This is a genomic window from Lachnobacterium bovis DSM 14045, assembly GCF_900107245.1.
Lineage (GTDB): Bacteria > Bacillota > Clostridia > Lachnospirales > Lachnospiraceae > Roseburia > Roseburia bovis.
Map to the genome: position 1 here is coordinate 106,414 of NZ_FNPG01000009.1, position 20,029 is coordinate 126,442.

Annotated in this window: 15 protein-coding genes; 2 read left to right on the plus strand and 13 right to left on the minus strand. The window is 31.9% G+C overall.

Annotated features, from left to right (window positions below; genetic code table 11):
* Nucleotides 1-10: 10 nt before the first annotated feature.
* The 6 genes from BLV79_RS04595 to argC form a co-directional block, all read right to left on the minus strand.
* Nucleotides 11-703, minus strand: a complete 693-nt coding sequence (locus tag BLV79_RS04595) for a response regulator transcription factor (RefSeq protein WP_074716575.1) — start codon at nt 701-703, stop codon at nt 11-13.
* A 10-nt stretch (nt 704-713) separates the two neighbouring features.
* On the minus strand, nt 714-1,397 hold the full coding sequence (locus BLV79_RS04600; protein ID WP_083354444.1) for a helix-hairpin-helix domain-containing protein: 684 nt from the start codon (nt 1,395-1,397) through the stop codon (nt 714-716).
* 91 nt (nt 1,398-1,488) lie between these two features.
* A complete protein-coding gene (locus tag BLV79_RS04605; RefSeq protein ID WP_074716576.1) occupies nt 1,489-2,694 on the minus strand; it encodes an aspartate aminotransferase family protein in 1,206 nt (401 codons plus the stop codon).
* 112 nt (nt 2,695-2,806) lie between these two features.
* Nucleotides 2,807-3,700 (minus strand): acetylglutamate kinase, encoded by an 894-nt coding sequence (gene argB / locus BLV79_RS04610; protein ID WP_074716578.1) that lies wholly within the window; start codon nt 3,698-3,700, stop codon nt 2,807-2,809.
* 12 nt (nt 3,701-3,712) lie between these two features.
* Complete coding sequence (locus BLV79_RS04615; RefSeq protein ID WP_074716580.1) at nt 3,713-4,216, minus strand: GNAT family N-acetyltransferase; 504 nt, start codon at nt 4,214-4,216, stop codon at nt 3,713-3,715.
* Nucleotides 4,217-4,231: 15 nt separating this feature from the next.
* Nucleotides 4,232-5,287, minus strand: a complete 1,056-nt coding sequence (argC, locus tag BLV79_RS04620) for an N-acetyl-gamma-glutamyl-phosphate reductase (protein ID WP_074716582.1) — start codon at nt 5,285-5,287, stop codon at nt 4,232-4,234.
* A gap of 428 nt (nt 5,288-5,715) precedes the next feature.
* Between argC and BLV79_RS04625 the strand changes: the two genes are divergently transcribed.
* Nucleotides 5,716-6,936 carry an argininosuccinate synthase gene (locus tag BLV79_RS04625; RefSeq protein WP_074716583.1) on the plus strand — a complete coding sequence of 407 codons (1,221 nt, stop codon included), beginning with the start codon at nt 5,716-5,718 and terminating at the stop codon, nt 6,934-6,936.
* An 85-nt stretch (nt 6,937-7,021) separates the two neighbouring features.
* Here the strand turns inward: BLV79_RS04625 and BLV79_RS04630 are convergent, their stop codons facing one another.
* The 4 genes from BLV79_RS04630 to BLV79_RS04645 form a co-directional block, all read right to left on the minus strand.
* The gene (locus BLV79_RS04630) at nt 7,022-7,939 is read right to left on the minus strand and encodes a DUF2225 domain-containing protein (protein WP_074716585.1); all 918 of its coding nucleotides are present in this window, start codon (nt 7,937-7,939) and stop codon (nt 7,022-7,024) included.
* Between the two features lie 29 nt (nt 7,940-7,968).
* The gene (locus tag BLV79_RS04635; protein ID WP_074716587.1) at nt 7,969-9,642 is read right to left on the minus strand and encodes a glutamine--tRNA ligase/YqeY domain fusion protein; all 1,674 of its coding nucleotides are present in this window, start codon (nt 9,640-9,642) and stop codon (nt 7,969-7,971) included.
* 240 nt (nt 9,643-9,882) lie between these two features.
* Nucleotides 9,883-11,208 (minus strand): BMP family ABC transporter substrate-binding protein, encoded by a 1,326-nt coding sequence (locus BLV79_RS04640; RefSeq protein WP_074716589.1) that lies wholly within the window; start codon nt 11,206-11,208, stop codon nt 9,883-9,885.
* A gap of 20 nt (nt 11,209-11,228) precedes the next feature.
* Nucleotides 11,229-12,098, minus strand: coding sequence for a hypothetical protein (locus BLV79_RS04645; protein ID WP_074716591.1), 870 nt, complete (start codon nt 12,096-12,098; stop codon nt 11,229-11,231).
* Nucleotides 12,099-12,322: 224 nt separating this feature from the next.
* Here BLV79_RS04645 and BLV79_RS04650 point away from each other — a divergent pair, with 224 nt between their 5' ends.
* Nucleotides 12,323-16,723, plus strand: coding sequence for a 2-hydroxyacyl-CoA dehydratase (locus BLV79_RS04650; protein WP_083354445.1), 4,401 nt, complete (start codon nt 12,323-12,325; stop codon nt 16,721-16,723).
* Nucleotides 16,724-16,778: 55 nt separating this feature from the next.
* Here BLV79_RS04650 and BLV79_RS04655 read toward each other — a convergent pair whose 3' ends face one another.
* From BLV79_RS04655 to BLV79_RS04665, 3 genes are read right to left on the minus strand one after another with little or no spacing between them, the layout of a single operon-like run.
* Entirely contained in the window at nt 16,779-17,825 is a 1,047-nt protein-coding gene (locus tag BLV79_RS04655) for an alpha/beta hydrolase family protein (RefSeq protein WP_074716593.1), read from the minus strand.
* 5 nt (nt 17,826-17,830) lie between these two features.
* Nucleotides 17,831-18,571, minus strand: coding sequence for an amino acid ABC transporter ATP-binding protein (locus BLV79_RS04660; protein ID WP_074716595.1), 741 nt, complete (start codon nt 18,569-18,571; stop codon nt 17,831-17,833).
* Nucleotides 18,558-20,009 carry an ABC transporter substrate-binding protein/permease gene (locus BLV79_RS04665; protein WP_083354446.1) on the minus strand — a complete coding sequence of 484 codons (1,452 nt, stop codon included), beginning with the start codon at nt 20,007-20,009 and terminating at the stop codon, nt 18,558-18,560. Before BLV79_RS04665 ends, BLV79_RS04660 begins: the two co-directional genes overlap by 14 nt.
* Between the last annotated feature and the right edge of the window lie 20 nt (nt 20,010-20,029).

Below are 20,029 nucleotides of genomic sequence, written 5' to 3' on the forward strand. Positions count from 1 at the left end.
AGTACTCCTACTATCTTTGGTTATAATAGTATCCTACACCCCATTTTGTGTGAACATACTTTGGCTCACTAGGGCTCTTTTCAATCTTTTCTCTAAGACGTCTAACATGAACATCCACCGTTCTAACGTCTCCCGGATAATCATTTCCCCATACCATATGAAGTAGGTTTTCTCTACTGTATACTTTATTTTCATTTTTCACAAGGATTTCTAACAAATCAAATTCTTTAGCTGTGAGATTAACCTCTTTATCTAAAATATATAATCTCCTACTGTCGCAATCTAATTTAAGATCTCCTTTTGCAATAATTGTTTCATCAGCTCTTTGTTGGTTAAAGCCTGATGTTCTTCTCATAATTGCTTTTATTCTAGCCTTAACTTCTAGAATATTAAATGGTTTGGTAATGTAATCATCAGCGCCATACTCAAGTCCTAAAATCTTATCCATGTCATCGCCCTTTGCTGTAAGCATAACGATTGGCACGTCTGAAAATTCTCTAACTGTTTGACATACCTCAAAGCCTTCCATCTTAGGTAGCATTACATCTAATAAAATAATATCATATTTATTATTTTTTATTTTTTCTAATGCTTCTTCGCCATCATAGGCACAATCAACTTCCATATCATCTTGTTCTAAGCTAAATCGAATTCCTTTAACAATTAGTTTTTCGTCATCGACTACCAATACTTTTTTTGCCATATTACACTCCTCAGTTCACCGTAATATAATCTTTTATTTTGTTAAACAGCCCGTCTTTTATGCCAGCTATTTTCTTTAAATCTTCAATTTTGAAAAATTTACCATGTTTAGATCTGTAGTCTAGAATGCTATCTGCTTTTTTCTCACCAACGCCTTTAATAGTCATCAATTGTTCCTTTGTTGCTGAATTAATATTTACTTTTCCGTCACACTTTGTATCATCTACTGTCTCTTTCTTTGATTCATCACTACTAGGAATAGTCTGATTTTGTACTTCTTGACGTGATGGTACATATATCTTTTGACCATCTGATAACTTATCAGCTAAATTATGATACTCTTCTGCTGCATCTGTTTTAAAGCCTCCGGCCATCTCAACTGCATCATTTATTCTTTTATTTGCTGATAATTTATAAACGCCTGGTTTATTAACCTGCCCACAAACATACACTACTACCTTTTGAGTAGCATTGCCCTGCGTACGTTTATTATTTTTACTCTTATTATTCTTTTTTTGCTCGTCGACTTTGGGGGTGTAATTTTTTTCTTTTGAATATTTAACCTCTGCATTATTTGTAGATAATAAAACTTCATCCTTCTGACAAGCCGTTAAAGATAAGACCATAAAAAAACAATAACAGGTAATTGCAATAGCTCTACCTTTTTTCATCATAGTATAAATTTTTTTATTCATTGTAATCTCCTTCTTAAGGAGCTCAACACCTGATAACTATTTTAGCGAAAAAAGGCAAGCTTTACAAGTGCAATTTTGTTATTTTTTAATTTTATGCAAAAGTGTCTAATGTTTCTTTCAATTTGCAAATCATTTCATCAACATTTTCCTCTGTTATAATTAAAGGTGGAACAAAACGTAAAACATTCTTACCTGCAGTTATAACAATCAATCCATTTTCAAGAGCTTTTTTAGAAACCTCTCCAACTTTTAATGTAGTTTCAACTCCCTGCATCAAACCCTTTCCACGTCTTTCAACAAGAAAATCATATTCGCAAACCAATGTATCTAACTGATCTTCAAGATATTCTGACACATCTTTTACATGCTCTAACAAATTCTTCTTTTCAAATTGTCTTAAGACCTCGCAGATTGCAGCCGATACAAACGGATTTCCACCGTATGTTGTACCATGATCTCCTGGTTCTAATGAATTTTTTGCGACTTCTTCTGTCATAAAAAACGCACCCACTGGAACGCCACAACCGATTGCTTTGGCACAAGTCATGATATCTGGTTTTATTCCGTAACCTTGCCAAGCAAACATATCACCTGTTCTTCCCATTCCACACTGTATTTCATCAAGAATTAATAAAATATCATTTTCTTTACAAATCTCTTTTACTTCTTTCAAGAAACTCTCTTCTGCAGGATAAATTCCACCTTCTCCTTGAACTGTCTCCATTATTATTGCACAAGTTTTTTGAGAAACTAATTCCTTAACACTTTCAATATTGTTATATTTTGCGAACTTAACACCTGGAATAAGTGGTTCAAATGGTTCTCTATAATTTTTATTTCCTGTAACAGAAAGCGCTCCTAAACTTCTTCCGTGAAAAGAATGTTCCATTGCAATAATCTCATAACATCCTTTTTTTTGTTTTTTATAGGCATATTTTCTAGCTGCTTTTATCGCACCTTCGATTGCTTCTGTTCCGCTATTAGTCAAGAAAACTCTATCCATTTGAGAAGCTTCTAAAAGTTTTTCCGATGCTTCACAAATAGTTGTATTATAATATAAGTTTGAAGTATGTAATAATTTATCAATCTGATTTTTTAAGGCATTATTATATTCTTTATTATTATACCCTAACGCCATAACAGCTATACCTGCTGCAAAATCTAAATACTTTTTTCCTTCAGAATCATATAGGTATACTCCATCGCCTTTATCAAATACAACATCAAATCGATTGTATGTATGAACTAAATTCTTTTCTGTTTTTTCTATATAATTTTTTTTATCTACAGTTTGCATTTTAAATCCTCTTCTTATTCTTACATTTTCCTATATATTATCTCTTTTATGTTTTACATTTATATTTTTTGTTTATAGGTTCTTAATTCATGTTTTCTTATTTATGTTTTTATTAATTATAGTACTCTTCATCTTCACCTAAAATAGCTGTTCCAATACCTCTATTTGTAAAGAATTCAAGTAATAAACAATGAGGAATTCGTCCATCTAAAATATGAACTCTTGAAACTCCTTGCTCGATAGCATCGATACAATTGTTTAGTTTTGGTAACATTCCACCACCAATGTATCCATCTGCAATAAGTTTTTTAGCATCATCTATTTTCAATTCTGAAATAAGAGTTTTTGGATCATTTGGATTTTTGTAAACACCTTCAATATCTGTAAGAAATGCTAATTTTTCCGCTGATAAAGCTTCTGCAATTGCACAAGCGGCGTCATCTGCATTGATATTATAACTATTAAACTCATCATCCATACCTACTGGACAGATAATTGGAAGGAAATCTTTTTCAAGTAAATCATATATGATTTGAGGATTTGTTTTTTTGACATCTCCTACAAAACCTATATCTTCACCATCTGCTGTTTTTTTAGATACATTTAATAATCCCGCATCTTTACCACTGATTCCAACAGCGTTTACACCAATTTCCAAAGCTAACTGAACTAAAGATTTATTAACTTTATTAAGAACCATCTCAACGATTTCCATTGTTTCTGCATCCGTTTTTCTGAAGCCTTTTACAAATTCTGGCTCCATACCTGTTTTTTCAACCCAACGGCTTATTTCTTTTCCACCGCCATGCACAATTACCGGTTTTAAGCCTACAAGTTTTAACAATGCAACATCTTGAATTACTTGTCTTTTTAAAGATTCATCAAGCATCGCTGATCCACCATATTTTACAACAATTATTTTCCCATTGAAACGCTGAATATATGGCAACGCCTCAATTAAAACTTCAGCTTTTTCTAATAAAACATTTACATTCATATTTGTCATTTTAATCCTCACTTAATCTATATATTTTGAAACATTCTCATCATTTAATGAAAAATCATAATAATTTACTTCATCTCTTTTGCACCATTTTTCGCCCTTCCAAAAACAATTTCCAACCTCATTTTCTTTAAAAGCAATTAATGAAATTTTATTGATTTTTTCATTTTTCAGGGCTTTAATACAACTAGACGTCATCACGTTACCGATTCCCATTTTTCTATAATCTTCCCTTACGCAAACATGATACAAACACCCCGTTCTGCCATCATGTCCACATAGAATTGCACCAATAATCACATTTTTTGAATTAACAGCTACAATACTTGTATTCGGATTTCTATCTAAAAATCGATATATTCCCTCTCTCGAATCATCTATACTCCTTATTCTAAAACCATGGATTGTTCCCCATAACTTATAAACATTATCATAATCAGAATACTCCATTGGTCTTATAACTATATCTTCATCTATTGATTCTATATGAAAAACCTTGTAATTGTTCTTCGTAATCATATATTTTCCTCCCTTTTATGGGAAAACAGGAACAAAATTTAATCCTAAATCCTCTTTAAATCCGAAAATCAAATTCATATTTTGAACAGCTTGTCCTGCAGCTCCCTTCACTAAATTATCAAGAGCTCCCATCATAATAACTCTATGAGTTCTTTCATCTACGACAAAATTCAGATCAACATAATTACTTCCTTCAACCCATCTTGTTTCTGGAACTTCGCCTTCTTTAAGAACACGAACAAATCTTTCGTTTTTATAATATTTATTATAAATTTTTCTAATTTCTTCACTACTTGGATATGTACCGTCAGCTTTTTTCTTAAGATTTGCATATTCTGTAACTAAAATTCCTCTGTTCATAGGAACTAAATGTGGTGTAAAGTTAATACAAATCTTCTCTCCTGCTGCATACCCTAATTGTTCTTCTATCTCAGGAGTATGACGATGACTTGCAACTTTATATGCCTTAATGCTCTCGTTTACTTCACAATACAAATTAGGAATCTTTGCACCTCTACCTGCTCCGCTTGTGCCACTTTTAGCATCTACAATTAAAGTGTTAGGTTCAATAATTTTTTCTTTTACCAATGGATAAGCTGTTAAAATAGAACATGTTGTGTAACATCCTGGATTAGCGACAAGATTAGTTCCCTTTATTTCTTCTCTATTAATCTCACATAAACCATAAACTGCTTTCTCTATCAATTCAGGAGATTTATGTTTAATCTGATACCACTCTTCATATACATTTACATCTTTCAATCTATAATCTGCACTCAAATCAATGAATTTAGCCTTTTTTAATAACTCTTCGTTCAAAACGCCCGCTAAGTATCCTTGCGGTGTAGCTGTAAATACTACATCAACTGTTTCAACTAGCTTTTCGATGTTGTCATCAAAACATTTATCTTCAACAATTTCAAACATATTTCTATATACATCTGCATATTTCTGGTCCACATAGCTTCTTGAACCATACCATTTTATCTCCACTTCCGGATGGTTAACAAGAATTCTTACTAATTCTCCTCCAGCATATCCAGTTGCACCTATTATTCCTACATTTATCATTTCGTAATCTCCTTTTATACTTTTAAAATTAAACTATACATTTTCCATTTTTACATTTTCATTTTATATACACTAACTCAAAAGAGTATGCATAAAAAAATCATCTTTGCATAATTATACATTCTTTTTTTCTTTTATGCAACTTTTTTTTCATATTTTTTTCTATCAATATAATATATATGTATTATATTTTCATATATTCTTGTTATATCACATTTTTATTCATATTTCTATATCTGTTTTCAATAAAAAACAACACTTTAATGATTTTGTGTTTTGCACCGCTAAATTGTATTTTTATTAGTTTTTTTGTATAAATTTACACTTGTAATTCATTTTAATATGTTGTATATTAATTGCATAAGTTATTTTTTCCTTGGAGAGGGAACCAAAAAACTACTACTATTTAATAAACGAGGAATAAAAAGATGAAAGAAAAAGTTGTACTTGCATACTCAGGTGGTTTAGATACCACAGCCATTATCCCTTGGCTAAAAGAAAATTATGATTACGAAGTTATTTGTTGTTGTGTAGATTGCGGACAGGAAGAGGAGTTAGACGGTCTTGAAGAAAGAGCTAAATTATCTGGCGCATCTAAATTATACATTGAAGATATTGTTGATGATTTTTGTGACAATTACATTGTTCCATGTGTTAAAGCTAGCGCTGTATATGAGAACAAATATCTTCTTGGAACTTCTATGGCTCGTCCAGGTATTGCTAAAAAATTAGTTGAAATTGCACGTAAAGAAGGTGCTGTTGCAATCTGTCATGGTGCTACTGGAAAAGGTAACGATCAAATTCGTTTTGAACTTGGTATCAAAGCTCTTGCTCCAGATCTTAAAATTATTGCTCCTTGGCGAGATGATAAATGGGAACTTCAATCTAGACAGGATGAAATAGATTATTGTAAAGCTCATGGAATTGATCTTCCATTCTCAGCTGATTCAAGCTACAGCCGCGATAGAAATCTCTGGCATATCAGTCACGAAGGTCTTGAACTTGAAGATCCATCAGTTGCTCCAAACTATGATCATCTTCTTGTTCTTGGGAACAGCCCTGAAAAAGCTCCTGAAGAAGGTGAATATGTTACAATGACATTTGAAGCTGGTGTTCCTACTTCATTAAATGGTAAAAAAATGAAAGTTTCTGATATCATTCGCGAGCTTAATGTTTTAGGTGGAAAACACGGAATTGGAATTATTGATATCGTTGAGAACCGTGTTGTAGGAATGAAATCACGTGGTGTATATGAGACTCCAGGTGGAACAATCCTCATGGAAGCACATGATCAGCTTGAAGAATTAATCTTAGATCGTGCAACAATGGAAGTTAAAAAAGAAATGGGTAATAAACTTGCTCAAATTGTATATGAAGGAAAATGGTTCACACCACTTCGTGAAGCAGTTTGTGCATTTATAGATGTAACACAAAAATATGTTACTGGTGAAGTTAAATTCAAATTATACAAAGGCAATATCATCAAAGCTGGTACAACTTCTAAATACTCATTATATAGCGAATCTTTAGCTAGCTTTACAACTGGTGATTTATATGATCATCATGATGCTGAAGGATTCATCACATTATTTGGTTTACCATTAAAAGTGCGTGCTATGAAAATGCAAGAAGTTGAAAATAATAAATAATTAATTGTATATGTAGTACATATAAAGGGCGTATGAAAAATATATTTTCATACGCCTTTATTTTTTATATTCTATTGTTTCACTTCTACTTTCCATTTCGAATAGCATTAATTATCTCTTCCTTTAAATCAAAGGCTTTATCTTTAATTCTAGACGATGCTGAAGTTGAAGTTAACAATCTTGATACACCTCTTGAAGCAACTTCATATTTTTTGAGATTAAATGCCATTACAGCGATCAAAAAATCAAGAGTATTTTGATCCATTCCAGCTATAGGATACATTTCAGAAGAAATAGCCTTCTCAAATCCTTCATAAGCTTGGTTATAAAAAGCAATCTCTTCTGTCCTTGCAATATCAAGCTGTTTATCGATGGATACTTTTCTTTCAGGTGTACATTCCTCTTTTTCTAATTCAGCTTCTAACGTTTCAATTTGAGCTCTATAAAGCCATGATATCTTCAGACATGTATAAGCTTTTTCACTTATCTTGCCCTTTTTAACCATGGCATTATATAAAGCCAATTTATAACGCTCAATTGCTTCATCATAATCGATTTCTTTTATTTCATCACTAATTTCACTAGTAGGCTTAAACTTCATGCATACGCCTTCTTTAATAAGCTTAACCTGGGTTGTCGACATATGTTCAAAATATCTATTCATTGCCGTATATCCACAGTATGGACATGACGCAATATCATATTTTAATGTATCAATGTACATAAATCTTGGTCTTAAATCTCTGTCCGATTCTTTTCTTTTGATTCGTCCATTTTTTACTAATAATGTTTTAAAAACCTTATCGCAAACAGGACATCTAATAGCCTTTTGAAGCAAAAAATCAGTTTCTTTTGGCTCCTCTTTCTTTGGTTTTGGAGGCTCCTCTTTAGCAACTTCTTTTTTTGACACTTTAGCCTTTTTTTCCTGAGTATCTTCACTAAAGATATCTTTCATATCTTTAGAATTTAAACCAAACTTTTCTAATCCCGACAATAAATTCATTCTTCAACCCTCTTTCATGCTATTTGCAATTACTTTGGCAACTTAAACGAACTTTTTAATGAAACTATTCTATTAAATACAGGCTGTCCTTCTTTTGAATCTTTAGCGTCTACGCAGAAATATCCTTGTCTTACAAATTGGAAACTGTCATATGGTTTAGCATCAACAAGTGCAGGTTCTACTACGCTTTCTAAAACTGTAAGTGAATTAGGATTGACATTTAAGCTTCCATCTTCGTTATACACTCCTAATTCTTCATTAACGATATTTTCATAAAGTCTAACTTGAACCTTTTTACCATATTCAGCTGAAACCCACTGAATTGTACCTTTTACCTTACGTCCATCTGGGCTGTTTCCACCTTTTGACTCAGGATCATATGTACAATGAATTACTTTAATCTCTCCGTTTTCATCTTTTTCAATGCTTTCACACTTAACAAAATATGCATTCATTAAACGTACTTCATTTCCAGGATACATACGGAAATATTTCTTTGGTGGATTTTCCATGAAGTCATCCCTGTCGATATAAAGCTCTCTTGTGAATGGAACTTCTCGAGAACCTAATCCTTCATTTTCCATATTGTTTACAACTGGTAAATACTCTACTTTACCTTCTTCATAATTATCAATTACAACTTTAATAGGATTTAAAACTGCCATCATACGTGGTTTTTTCATTTTTAAATCTTCTCTTATACAATACTCGAGCATTGCATAATCTGCAGAACTATTAGCTTTAGAAATACCACATAATTCAATAAATCTTTGAATAGATTCAGGTGTAAATCCTCTTCTTCTTAATGCAGCAATTGACACTAATCTAGGATCATCCCATCCATCTACGATGCCATCTTCAACCAATTTCTTGATGTATCTCTTACCTGTTACAACGTTTGTTAAATATAATTTTGCAAACTCAATCTGCTTTGGTGTATCATTTTCGTCTTTTTTATAACCAAGCTCTGTAACTACCCAATCATATAAAGGTCTATGATCTTCAAATTCTAGAGTACAAATTGAATGTGTAATACCTTCAATTGCATCTTCAATTGGATGTGCAAAATCATACATAGGATAAATACACCATTTATCACCTGTATTATGATGATTCATTCTTGCAACACGGTAAATAATAGGATCTCTCATATTAATATTTGATGACTTCATATCAATACGAGCTCTTAAAACTTTTGAACCGTCTTCAAATTCACCATTTTTCATACCTTCAAATAGTGCGAGATTCTCTTCAACAGTACGTTTACTGTAAGGATCTTCCTTACCTGGCTCTGTTAAAGTACCACGATATTCTCTTATCTGATCAGCATTTAGATCTGAAACATATGCTTTTCCTTTTTTGATAAGTTCAACTGCTGCTTCATACATTTTATCAAAATAATCAGATGCAAAAAAAATTGTATCTCCCCAATCTACGCCTAACCACTTAACATCTTCTTTAATAGATTCAACAAATTCATTTTTTTCTTTTGTTGGATTAGTATCATCAAAACGTAAATTAAATTTTCCGCCATATTTCTTTGCTAAACCATAGTTTAAAAGAATAGACTTAGCGTGACCAATGTGTAAATATCCATTAGGTTCTGGTGGGAAACGAGTGTGTACTGTTTCACAATATCCTTCACTTAAATCCTTTTCTATGATTTGCTCAATAAAATTTTTAGAGACTGTCTCATTTTCCATTCGTCCCTGTCCTCCTAGTCATACAAATTAAACCTTTATTAAGCCTCAAAATAAACATCTCTAGGAAGTATATCGAATAAAACGATGTTTATTTTTATACCCTTTTGATGTTTTAGTAAAAGCTTATAAACGGTAATATACATAAACGAGGCTGCTACTAAGTAGCAACCCCATAAAAATCCATGATTAAATTATAAATTCTGTACGCAACTTTGTCAATTACAATACTATTCTTTTAAATTATTCTTTTGGTTGTAATTCTCCTACATTCATTTCTTTAATTCCATCAATAATGTAATTAAAGTATGGCGCACATCTTAATGTAGATTCGCTAAAGTATTTAACATCTCCATTTTCTACAATTGCATTTTTATTTTTACCTTTATATAAAGGTTCTTTTTCATCATCCTCATATAATGATAAATCAATTGTCGCCTTAGTCAATTCAGAACCATTTACTTTAAACTTAGACGTATCAAAAACTTTTATCCGATCCTGTTTAAACTGTTCCTGTAATGTATTAACAGTTTCCTGAGCATTAGCTGGCGCCTCTGGTCCAAATGATGTAATCTCTAATGCATCTTCTTTATAACCATATGATAAATCTTTTGAGATTTTTTCTTTATTCTTACTCTTTTCAATAATATCTTTATAGACATTTTCGAATTTATTTGTTTCAGCAAATAACTGTGCTGTTGGAGCTGAATCTAACATGTTTGAATTGGCACTTACAAAATAAACATTCTTACCACCATTTTTTTGAGCCTGTACAACAGTTGGAATACTTAATGAATTAGTATCATATCCAATAACAACAGCCCCTCTACTCATTAATCTTTGTACAGCTGTTCCTTCGTTGTTTACATTGTTCTTACCATCAATATATTCAACTTCCATTGTTACCTCAGGAAGAACTGATTTAACACCTAGATAAAAAGCAGAATATGCTGAAATTGTTTTTGGATTCTTATATGAACCAACAAATCCAAGTTTAACATTTCCTTTTTCATCTAAATTTTCAGGTAAAAGCACATTCTGTGCCTTTAATTCTTGAATTTTCATTCCACTTAAAACACCTGATATATAACGATATTCACTATCTCTTAGAGAATAATCATATACATTTTTCACTTTAGAAATCTTAGCTGCTGTTCCTCCATAAACAAAGAACTTAATATCAGAATAATCCGCTGCTTTCTCATATATTACAGAAGCAACTCTCTCATTCGTCACCAAAACATGTGTACAATTTGCTTCAGCGAATTCGCTCATTGCATCTTTACAATCACTGCTTCCTTTTACCTGTGTTTTCCAAACAATATTTTTCACTGAAATATTAGAATCCTTAGCTGCTTGCTTTATACTTTTAATCTGATTTTTCGAAAATGAATCAGTTTCATCGCCTGGTAACATAACACCTAATCTGATTTCGCCCTTCTTTAATGCAACTTTTTTAACTTTTTGTACAGCTGAATTATTTTTTTCTTTTCCTTTAATGGAAACAAACAACACTACTGAACAACATACAACTAAAATTAAAGCAATAATGCCTATTAATTTCTTCATCAAAAATCTCCATTTCTTTTCTATTTTATATGTTCATGTGAATATAAATGATCCATACAATATTCATAATTGCCATTACATTGTGAACAATATCTAAATGTCATATCAGGTGAATCGATATCTGTTTTTCCACAAATAGCACATTTATGTCTAGGTATTTTACCACCTGTTCCATGATAAACTGTATATTTCTCATATTTTTTAGGAACTGCAGAATTATAAAAAACATTCTTTTTATTTTTTCTATTTCTAGGTCCTCCATTTTTTATAGAGAAAAATACGAGCAAAACATTTATTAGAGCATAAATAACTGGTGTTCCAAAATAATACATATACACCATATTGCCCATTCTAAGGTACTCAATTAATTCAGCAATCGTAATAATAAAATAAAATGCTATCATGTATTTCATTTTTATTGGAATAATAAAGTACAATTGAACCACTGTATTAGGCATAAATAATCCCATCAAAATAAATGTTGTAGTTAAGATATTGTATAATGTTAAAAATGGACTAACTGCATTGCTTGGATCAACCACACTTATAACAAAATATTGTAAAAATCCACAACATACACTTAGTATAAACCCACATAGATAGAACGCGTTTAATTTAGCGCATCCTATAATCTGCTCAATCGCTCTTCCAAATGGAATTAATAACACTAAAAACAACACAGATATTGTGCTCAAATTAGATGGTACCATTATCCATGAAAAAATACGCCAAACCTCGCCATGTATAATTCCATACACATCAAATGCAAAATATTTATACATATCTTTAAGGAATAGATTAGAAATAACACAAATTCCAACCAGATAAGCTGTTATATTCGAAACCGCTATTCCTTCAATTTTTCTTGATAGTTTATCGAACCAACTCATAAACACTCTTCTCCTATTCAAATTTTTTACATTTACTATACTATCATTATTCAATTTATATGTAAAGAAACATACCTTATTTTTAAAGTTTGATCACAAAATATTCACTGTTTTATTGTTTTTTAAAAAATGATGTCGTATAATGAATAGTATTGCGTGAATATTTTATACTTGTTTAAAAATACACTTTCTTTGACTAAATATAAGAGGGTATGGAGGATTCTATGGATAAAAATAAATTAAACAAATTAGGTATTGACATTGGATCAACTACTGTTAAAATTGCTCTTTTAGACGAAAAAAACAACATTCTTTTTTCGGATTATGAGAGACATTTTGCCAATATAAAGGAAACCCTAGCTTCTCTTGTAACAAAGGCTCAAGAAACTATCGGCAACAAAGTTATTGCTCCAATAATTACTGGGTCAGGTGGCTTAACTTTAGCTAAACATCTTAATATTCCTTTTGTACAAGAAGTTATTGCTGTTTCAACTGCACTTGAACATGTTGCACCACAGACTGATGTAGCTATCGAACTTGGTGGAGAAGATGCAAAGATAATTTATTTTGAAGGTGGAAACGTTGAGCAACGAATGAATGGTATTTGTGCCGGTGGAACGGGATCATTCATAGACCAAATGGCATCACTTCTTCAAACAGATGCAACTGGACTAAATACATATGCCAAGAATTACAAAGCTATTTATCCAATTGCTGCCCGTTGCGGAGTTTTTGCCAAAACGGATATTCAACCTTTAATAAACGAAGGTGCTACAAAAGAAGATTTGTCAGCATCAATTTTTCAGGCAGTAGTAAATCAAACAATAAGCGGTCTTGCATGCGGTAAACCAATTAAAGGACATGTTGCATTTTTAGGAGGTCCTTTACACTTTTTATCAGAATTACGAGAGGCATTTATAAGAACTCTAAAATTAGATAATAAACATGCTATTTTACTTGATAATTCTCATTTATTTGCTGCAATTGGTTCAGCATTAAATTATAAAGAAGACACTACAACAACAATTGATGATTTATTAACTCTATTACATTCAGATATAAAAATGGAATTCGAAGTTGCAAGACTTGATCCACTTTTTACATCAAAAGAAGAATACGATAAATTCCTGCTTGAACATGGTGAAAATCACGTTCAGACTCGCGATTTAGCTTCATATAAAGGCAATTGTTACCTTGGAATTGATGCCGGTTCAACAACCACTAAAATTGCATTAGTTGGTGAAGACGGTTCATTATTGTATTCTTTTTATAGTAACAATAATGGAAATCCTTTAGCGACTGCCATTAAATCAATTAAAGAAATTTACACTTTATTGCCCGAGGAGGCTAATATTGTACATTCATGTTCAACAGGATACGGCGAAGCTCTACTAAAAGCCGCACTTATGCTCGATGAAGGTGAAGTTGAGACAGTTGCACATTATTACGCAGCTGCATTCTTTGACCCTGAGGTTGATTGTATCTTAGACATAGGTGGTCAAGATATGAAATGTATCAAAATCAAGAATCAAAATGTTGATTCTGTTCAACTTAACGAAGCATGTTCATCAGGTTGTGGCTCTTTTATTGAAACTTTTGCTAAATCACTTAACTACTCTGTACAAGATTTTGCAAAAGAAGCTTTATTTGCAAAACATCCAATAGATCTTGGAACAAGATGTACCGTTTTTATGAACTCAAAAGTTAAACAGGCACAAAAAGAAGGGGCAAGTGTTGCAGATATTTCAGCCGGTCTTGCATATTCAGTAATGAAAAATGCCTTATTTAAAGTTATCAAATTAACTGATGCTAAAGATTTAGGAAAGAACATTGTAGTTCAAGGTGGAACTTTCTACAACGATGCTGTACTTAGAAGTTTAGAAAAAATAGCCGGTGTGCATGTAACTCGTCCGGACATTTCAGGAATAATGGGTGCCTTTGGTGCCGCTTTAATTGCTCGTGAAAGATATGCAGAATCCCATACATCTTCTATGCTTTCAATCGATGAAATATCTAAATTAACTTACGATACAAAACTAGCAAGATGTCAAGGTTGTACAAACCACTGTCTTCTTACTATTAATCGTTTCAATGATAATCGTCGTTATATAACAGGTAATCGTTGTGAACGTGGATTAGGAAAACAAAAAAATAAAGATAATGTTCCAAATCTTTTTGAATACAAATTGCATAGAATCTTTGACTATGAACCTTTATCAGATGAAGAAGCAATTAGAGGAACAGTTGGTATTCCACGAGCTCTTAATATGTACGAAAACTATCCTTTCTGGGCTACATTTTTTAATGAGCTTAAATTTAAAGTTGTTTTGTCTCCTGTTTCAACTAGAAAACTATATGAAATGGGAATTGATTCAATTCCAAGTGAATCAGAGTGCTATCCAGCAAAAATAACTCACGGACATATTGCTTGGTTAATAAAACAAAATGTTGACTTTATTTTCCAACCAGCTATTCCATATGAACGTAACGAATTTCCTGGTGCCAATAATCACTACAATTGTCCGATTGTAACATCTTATTCAGAAAATATTAAAAACAATGTTGAAGAGATTACATCCGGAAAAATGCGTTTTATAAATCCTTTTATTGCATTTAGTAACCAGGACACTGCAACTTCTGCTTTAGTTGATTGTTTTACAAAAGAATTTAATATTCCAAAGACTGAAATCGTTAATGCTGTTGCCAAAGCTTGGACCGAATTAAATAATGCTCGTATTGATATGCAAAAGAAAGGTGAAGAAGTTTTAAAATATATGGAAGAAACCGGCAAAAAAGGTATTGTTTTAGCAGGGCGTCCATATCACATTGATCCAGAAATCAATCACGGAATTCCAGATTTGATCAATTCTTACGGTGTATGCGTTTTAACAGAAGATAGTGTTTCTCATTTAGCACAAGTAGAACGACCTCTAATCGTAATGGATCAATGGATGTATCATTCTCGTTTATATGCTGCAGCTACTTTTGTAAAAACAAGAGATGACCTTGATTTAATCCAACTTAATTCATTCGGTTGTGGACTAGATGCTGTTACAACTGATCAGGTAAATGATATTTTATCAGGCTCCGGAAAAATTTATACCTGTCTAAAAATTGACGAAGTAAACAACTTAGGTGCTGCAAGAATTAGAATTCGTTCCCTTCTTTCTGCACTACGAGTTAAGGCCAAGAAACATGAAAAACGCGAAATTGTTTCTTCCGCTTACCACAGAACTGTATTTACTAAAGAGATGAAAAAGGACTATACTATCATCTGTCCTCAGATGTCTCCTATACATTTTGAACTCTTAATGCCTGCTTTTAGAGCTGCCGGATATAAACTTGATATTCCAGATATTTCATCAAGAGAATGTGTAAATATGGGACTTAGGTATGTTAATAATGATGCTTGTTATCCATCTTTATTAGTTGTTGGGCAAATCATGTCCGCAGTGTTATCAAATAAATATGATTTATCTAAAACTGCTATACTTGTAACCCAAACTGGTGGTGGATGTCGTGCTTCAAACTATATTGGTTTTATCAGACGCGCCCTAATCAAGGCTGGACATCCTGATATTCCAGTTATTTCACTTAACATGGTTGGTCTCGAACAAAATCCGGGATTTAAGCTTTCACCAAAATTAATTCAACATGGCTTATACGCTTTAATATTTGGTGATATCTTCATGCGATGCCTATACAGAACCAGACCTTATGAACTAGTTGAAGGTTCTGCTAACGCCCTTCATGAAAAGTGGAAAGGTGAAGTCATTAATTTTATTGGAAATACTAAGCTTTTATCTCATAGAAAATATAAAAAGATTTGTCGCGAAATAATCAGAGATTTTGATAAGTTGCCTTTAAAAGACATCAAAAAACCTAAAGTCGGCGTTGTTGGAGAAATTCTTGTTAAGTTCTCTCCTGCTGCAAATAATGATGTTGTAAAACTACTTGAAAAAGAAGGTGCTGAGGCGGTTGTTCCTGATTTAACAGACTTCTTACTATACAGTTGTTACAATCAGAACTTTAAAACAGATGTTTTAGGAGAATCTCAGAAAAAGAAACAAAACAATAACTATTTAATCAAATTCTTCGAATGGCTCAGAAATGCTGCAAGAGATGAATTCGAAAAGAGTGAACGTTTCACACCACCTGCTCATATTGATGAATTAGCAGAGAAATCAAAGGAAATTGTTTCTATTGGTAATCAAACTGGTGAAGGTTGGTTCTTAACTGGTGAAATGCTTGAATTAATTGAAAGTGGTACTAAAAACATTATATGTGCTCAACCTTTTGGATGTTTACCAAATCATATCGTTGGTAAAGGTGTAATCAAAAAATTACGCTCTGAAAATCCAACTGCAAACATTGTTGCAATTGATTATGATCCTGGTGCATCAGAAGTTAATCAACTTAATCGTATTAAATTAATGCTTTCAACTGCTCAAAAGAATTTGAAACGTGAATTGACAGCTAATGCTACAGTTTCACATGCTAATAACATAAATTTAGTTTCAAGTAATAACAATAATTCAACTGAAATGAACAAGAAAACATCTGAAACTGACAAAATAAAACCTTATAAAGATTCAAAGAATGAGAAAGAAAAAGATTTAGCTTAATAAAAATGTACCTTCCTTACTGGTTTTTGTCCAGTAAAGAGGGTACATTTCATTTCTATTTAACACTCTTAAAGAATTTATCTATACGTTCACACAATTCAACATTTGGTTGATTAGCTTTTGATTTATCAAGTTTACTATAAAACGCTCTAAGTTGCTTATCTGATGCTTTACCATTTGGACATTTAGATTCTAACTTTTTACGCTCTTTAGCAATTCTTTTAACCTCTAAAGCTGATGGAGCATCATTTACATAAGAACTATGATCATTAATATATTTTTGTGTTACGACATAATACTGAACATTTTTATTCGTAATCTGGTCTTTCTTTGCAATAATAGATGTTTTATCAAACTTGATAAATTTATCTTCATTAGCGTGTACTATCAAAACAGGAATATTAGTCGAATTGATACTATCAACTGCATTGACATTTCCGTTATCCTTAAACAGTCTGTATTGATTAAGCTTTAAAAATGGAGTCAACAAATATGTCGCTTTACCTAACGTTTTTTCTGTTACATCTAATGATATCTCTTCTGGATTATTAAAACCTGATAAAGACACAGCCGCTTTCACGTTGTGTTTATATCTTAGGACACTAGCTGTTGCATATGCACCCCAACTATGTCCCATTAAGAATAAATCATGTTCTTTTAATTTACTATCATGTTCAATAAAAGTTAATGCATTGTCTAAATCTATCATAGATTGAGAAAGTCCCCTTGCATTCGAACCCTGACTTTTATTATATCCTGTATAATCATAAGCAAAAACAGCATATCCCCTATCGATAAACCATTTTAAAAAGGCCATATAATCTTCATGTCCAGACCATATTCCATGTGAAAAAACAATCATCCTTTTATTATTCTCTCCATAGACATAACCATGTAACTTATTCTTTCCAGAATAAAACTCTACTTCTCTACGATTCAAATCTTTATAGTCCTCATATCTAGCCGTAGCAACATACGGATCATAGCTATATCTACTATAATTTTGTCCGTACATATACAAAACACAAGCTAATCCTGTACAAACAAAAGTTAAAAAAGCAACTCCTATAAAGATAAAAGATTTATACAATATATGCATCATAAAATTTATAACACCTTTCCTAAAAAGTCTTTTAATCGTGAAGACTTTGGATTGTTGAAAATCTCTTCTGGAACATTATCTTCGCTGATAACGCCTTCGTTAATAAATAAAACTCTGCTAGCTACTTCTTTTGCAAATCCCATTTCATGAGTAACAACAACCATTGTCATTCCTTCCTTTGCCAAATCACGCATCAAATTTAATACTTCACCAACCATTTCAGGATCAAGTGCTGAAGTTGGCTCATCAAATAACATTACATCAGGATCCATAGCAAGGGAACGAGCAATAGCAACCCTTTGCTTTTGACCACCTGATAGCATGTTAGGATAAGCATCAGCTTTATCTTTTAAGCCAATTCTCTCTAAAAGCTTCATTGCTTTTTCCTCGGCTTGTTCCGGTGTCATCTTTTTTAACTTCACTGGTGCAAGCATTATATTTTTTTTGATTGTCATATTTGGAAAAAGATTAAATTGTTGGAAAACCATTCCGATTCTTTCACGCATTTTATCTACGTTAATATCTTTATCGGTAATATTTTGTCCTTCGAATCTAATAATACCTTCGGTTGGTTTTTCCAATAAGTTTAATGAGCGTAAGAAAGTTGATTTACCACAACCTGAAGGTCCGATAATTGCAATAACTTCGCCTTTAGATATTGTAGTTGAAATTCCTTTTAAAACTTCATGCTTTCCGTAACTCTTTTTTAAATTCTGTATATCTAATAAAACATTATCGCTGCTCATTCTTTCTTAAGCTCCTCTCTAATTTATTAACACCTGCGGTAAGAAGCATTACTATAAATAAATAAATTAACGCAACAACTCCAAGTGGCATAATAGCATCATATGTTACACTTCGAATAATATCACTACCCTTTGTCAAATCAATCAATCCGATATAACCACTGATTGATGTTTCTTTGAGTAATGTAATAAGTTCATTACCTAGTGCTGGTAAAATATTTTTAAATGCCTGTGGTAAAATTACATTAATCATGGTTGTTGAATATGACAATCCTAAACTTCTACCTGCTTCAAACTGTCCATTATCTACAGACATAATACCTGAACGTACTACTTCAGCCACATATGCAGATGAATTAAGTCCAAAAGCTATAACCGCTACAAAAATCTTATTTACATTTGCAGACGCAAAAACAACGTAATAAATTATTAGCAACTGTACCATTGTAGGCGTTCCACGAATAATTGTCAAATAAATTTTAGCAAAAAAGTTAAGAATTATTAATCCACCATTTTTATCATGTGTAGTTCTAACGATTGCAAGCAATGATCCAAACACAATACCAATTATTAACGCTAAAATAGTAATAATAATTGTACTCTTAAGACCACTTAAAATATATTCATATCTATTATCTGTCACAAAATCAGATTTGAATTTTTCAGCAATAGAAACTGTGCTTCCTGCTGCTTTACCATTATTTACAATAACAACCTGTTTTGAAGTAGTATAAGAATCTGTAAAATCAATATTCTTTTTACGTTCTTCTGTAACAGTCATACCTGATGCACCAAGATCAGCTTTACCAGATTGAACTGCTGTAATAATAGAATCAAATTCCATATCTTCAATCTGCAATTCCATATCAAGCTCATCACAAACTGCCTGCATAATATCCATATCTATACCGACGATTTTACCGTTTTTATATGATTCATAAGGTGGAAAAGCTGCATTAGTTGCAACAACTAATTTACCATTTTTGTGAGCAACATTTTTCTTTTTATAAGGTGTTTTACCTATTTCATTCGATTTTCCAATATAGTTTTTATTAATCTTATCAATTGTTCCATTTGCTTTTAATTTTTTAAGAGCCTTATTTACTTTTTTTGTAAGCTCTTTATTATTCTTAGATACGCAAAAAGCATAATCTTCCTTAACAAATTCTTCTTTTAAAATTGAAAGTGATTTATTACCAGCAACAAATGCTTTTGCAGGCTGTTCATCAATAATTACGCAATCAATTTTTTTCTGGATAAGAGCTTGTGTAGCATCTGTACCCTTATTATATCTTTCAACTTTACTTCCTGATTTATCTTTTTCATAATCTGACGCATAAATATCACCAGTTGTTCCTAATTGAACACCAATTTTCTTTCCTTTAATATCTTTTACAGAATTAATTTTGTACCGACCCCCAAAAGTTAGACCAAAAATCTAACTTTTGGGAGGTCGGT

Excerpts from the sequence above, each read along its gene's own strand:
- BLV79_RS04655 (WP_074716593.1), bottom strand. The coding sequence starts at position 17,825 with ATGATGCATATATTGTATAAATCTTTTATCTTTATAGGAGTTGCTTTT.
- BLV79_RS04640 (WP_074716589.1), bottom strand. The coding sequence starts at position 11,208 with ATGAAGAAATTAATAGGCATTATTGCTTTAATTTTAGTTGTATGTTGT.
- BLV79_RS04615 (WP_074716580.1), bottom strand. The coding sequence starts at position 4,216 with ATGATTACGAAGAACAATTACAAGGTTTTTCATATAGAATCAATAGAT.
- BLV79_RS04645 (WP_074716591.1), bottom strand. The coding sequence starts at position 12,098 with ATGAGTTGGTTCGATAAACTATCAAGAAAAATTGAAGGAATAGCGGTT.
- BLV79_RS04635 (WP_074716587.1), bottom strand. The coding sequence starts at position 9,642 with ATGGAAAATGAGACAGTCTCTAAAAATTTTATTGAGCAAATCATAGAA.
- BLV79_RS04630 (WP_074716585.1), bottom strand. The coding sequence starts at position 7,939 with ATGAATTTATTGTCGGGATTAGAAAAGTTTGGTTTAAATTCTAAAGAT.
- BLV79_RS04595 (WP_074716575.1), bottom strand. The coding sequence starts at position 703 with ATGGCAAAAAAAGTATTGGTAGTCGATGACGAAAAACTAATTGTTAAA.
- BLV79_RS04660 (WP_074716595.1), bottom strand. The coding sequence starts at position 18,571 with ATGAGCAGCGATAATGTTTTATTAGATATACAGAATTTAAAAAAGAGT.
- argC (WP_074716582.1), bottom strand. The coding sequence starts at position 5,287 with ATGATAAATGTAGGAATAATAGGTGCAACTGGATATGCTGGAGGAGAA.
- BLV79_RS04650 (WP_083354445.1), top strand. The coding sequence starts at position 12,323 with ATGGATAAAAATAAATTAAACAAATTAGGTATTGACATTGGATCAACT.
- BLV79_RS04605 (WP_074716576.1), bottom strand. The coding sequence starts at position 2,694 with ATGCAAACTGTAGATAAAAAAAATTATATAGAAAAAACAGAAAAGAAT.
- BLV79_RS04625 (WP_074716583.1), top strand. The coding sequence starts at position 5,716 with ATGAAAGAAAAAGTTGTACTTGCATACTCAGGTGGTTTAGATACCACA.
- argB (WP_074716578.1), bottom strand. The coding sequence starts at position 3,700 with ATGACAAATATGAATGTAAATGTTTTATTAGAAAAAGCTGAAGTTTTA.
- BLV79_RS04600 (WP_083354444.1), bottom strand. The coding sequence starts at position 1,397 with ATGAATAAAAAAATTTATACTATGATGAAAAAAGGTAGAGCTATTGCA.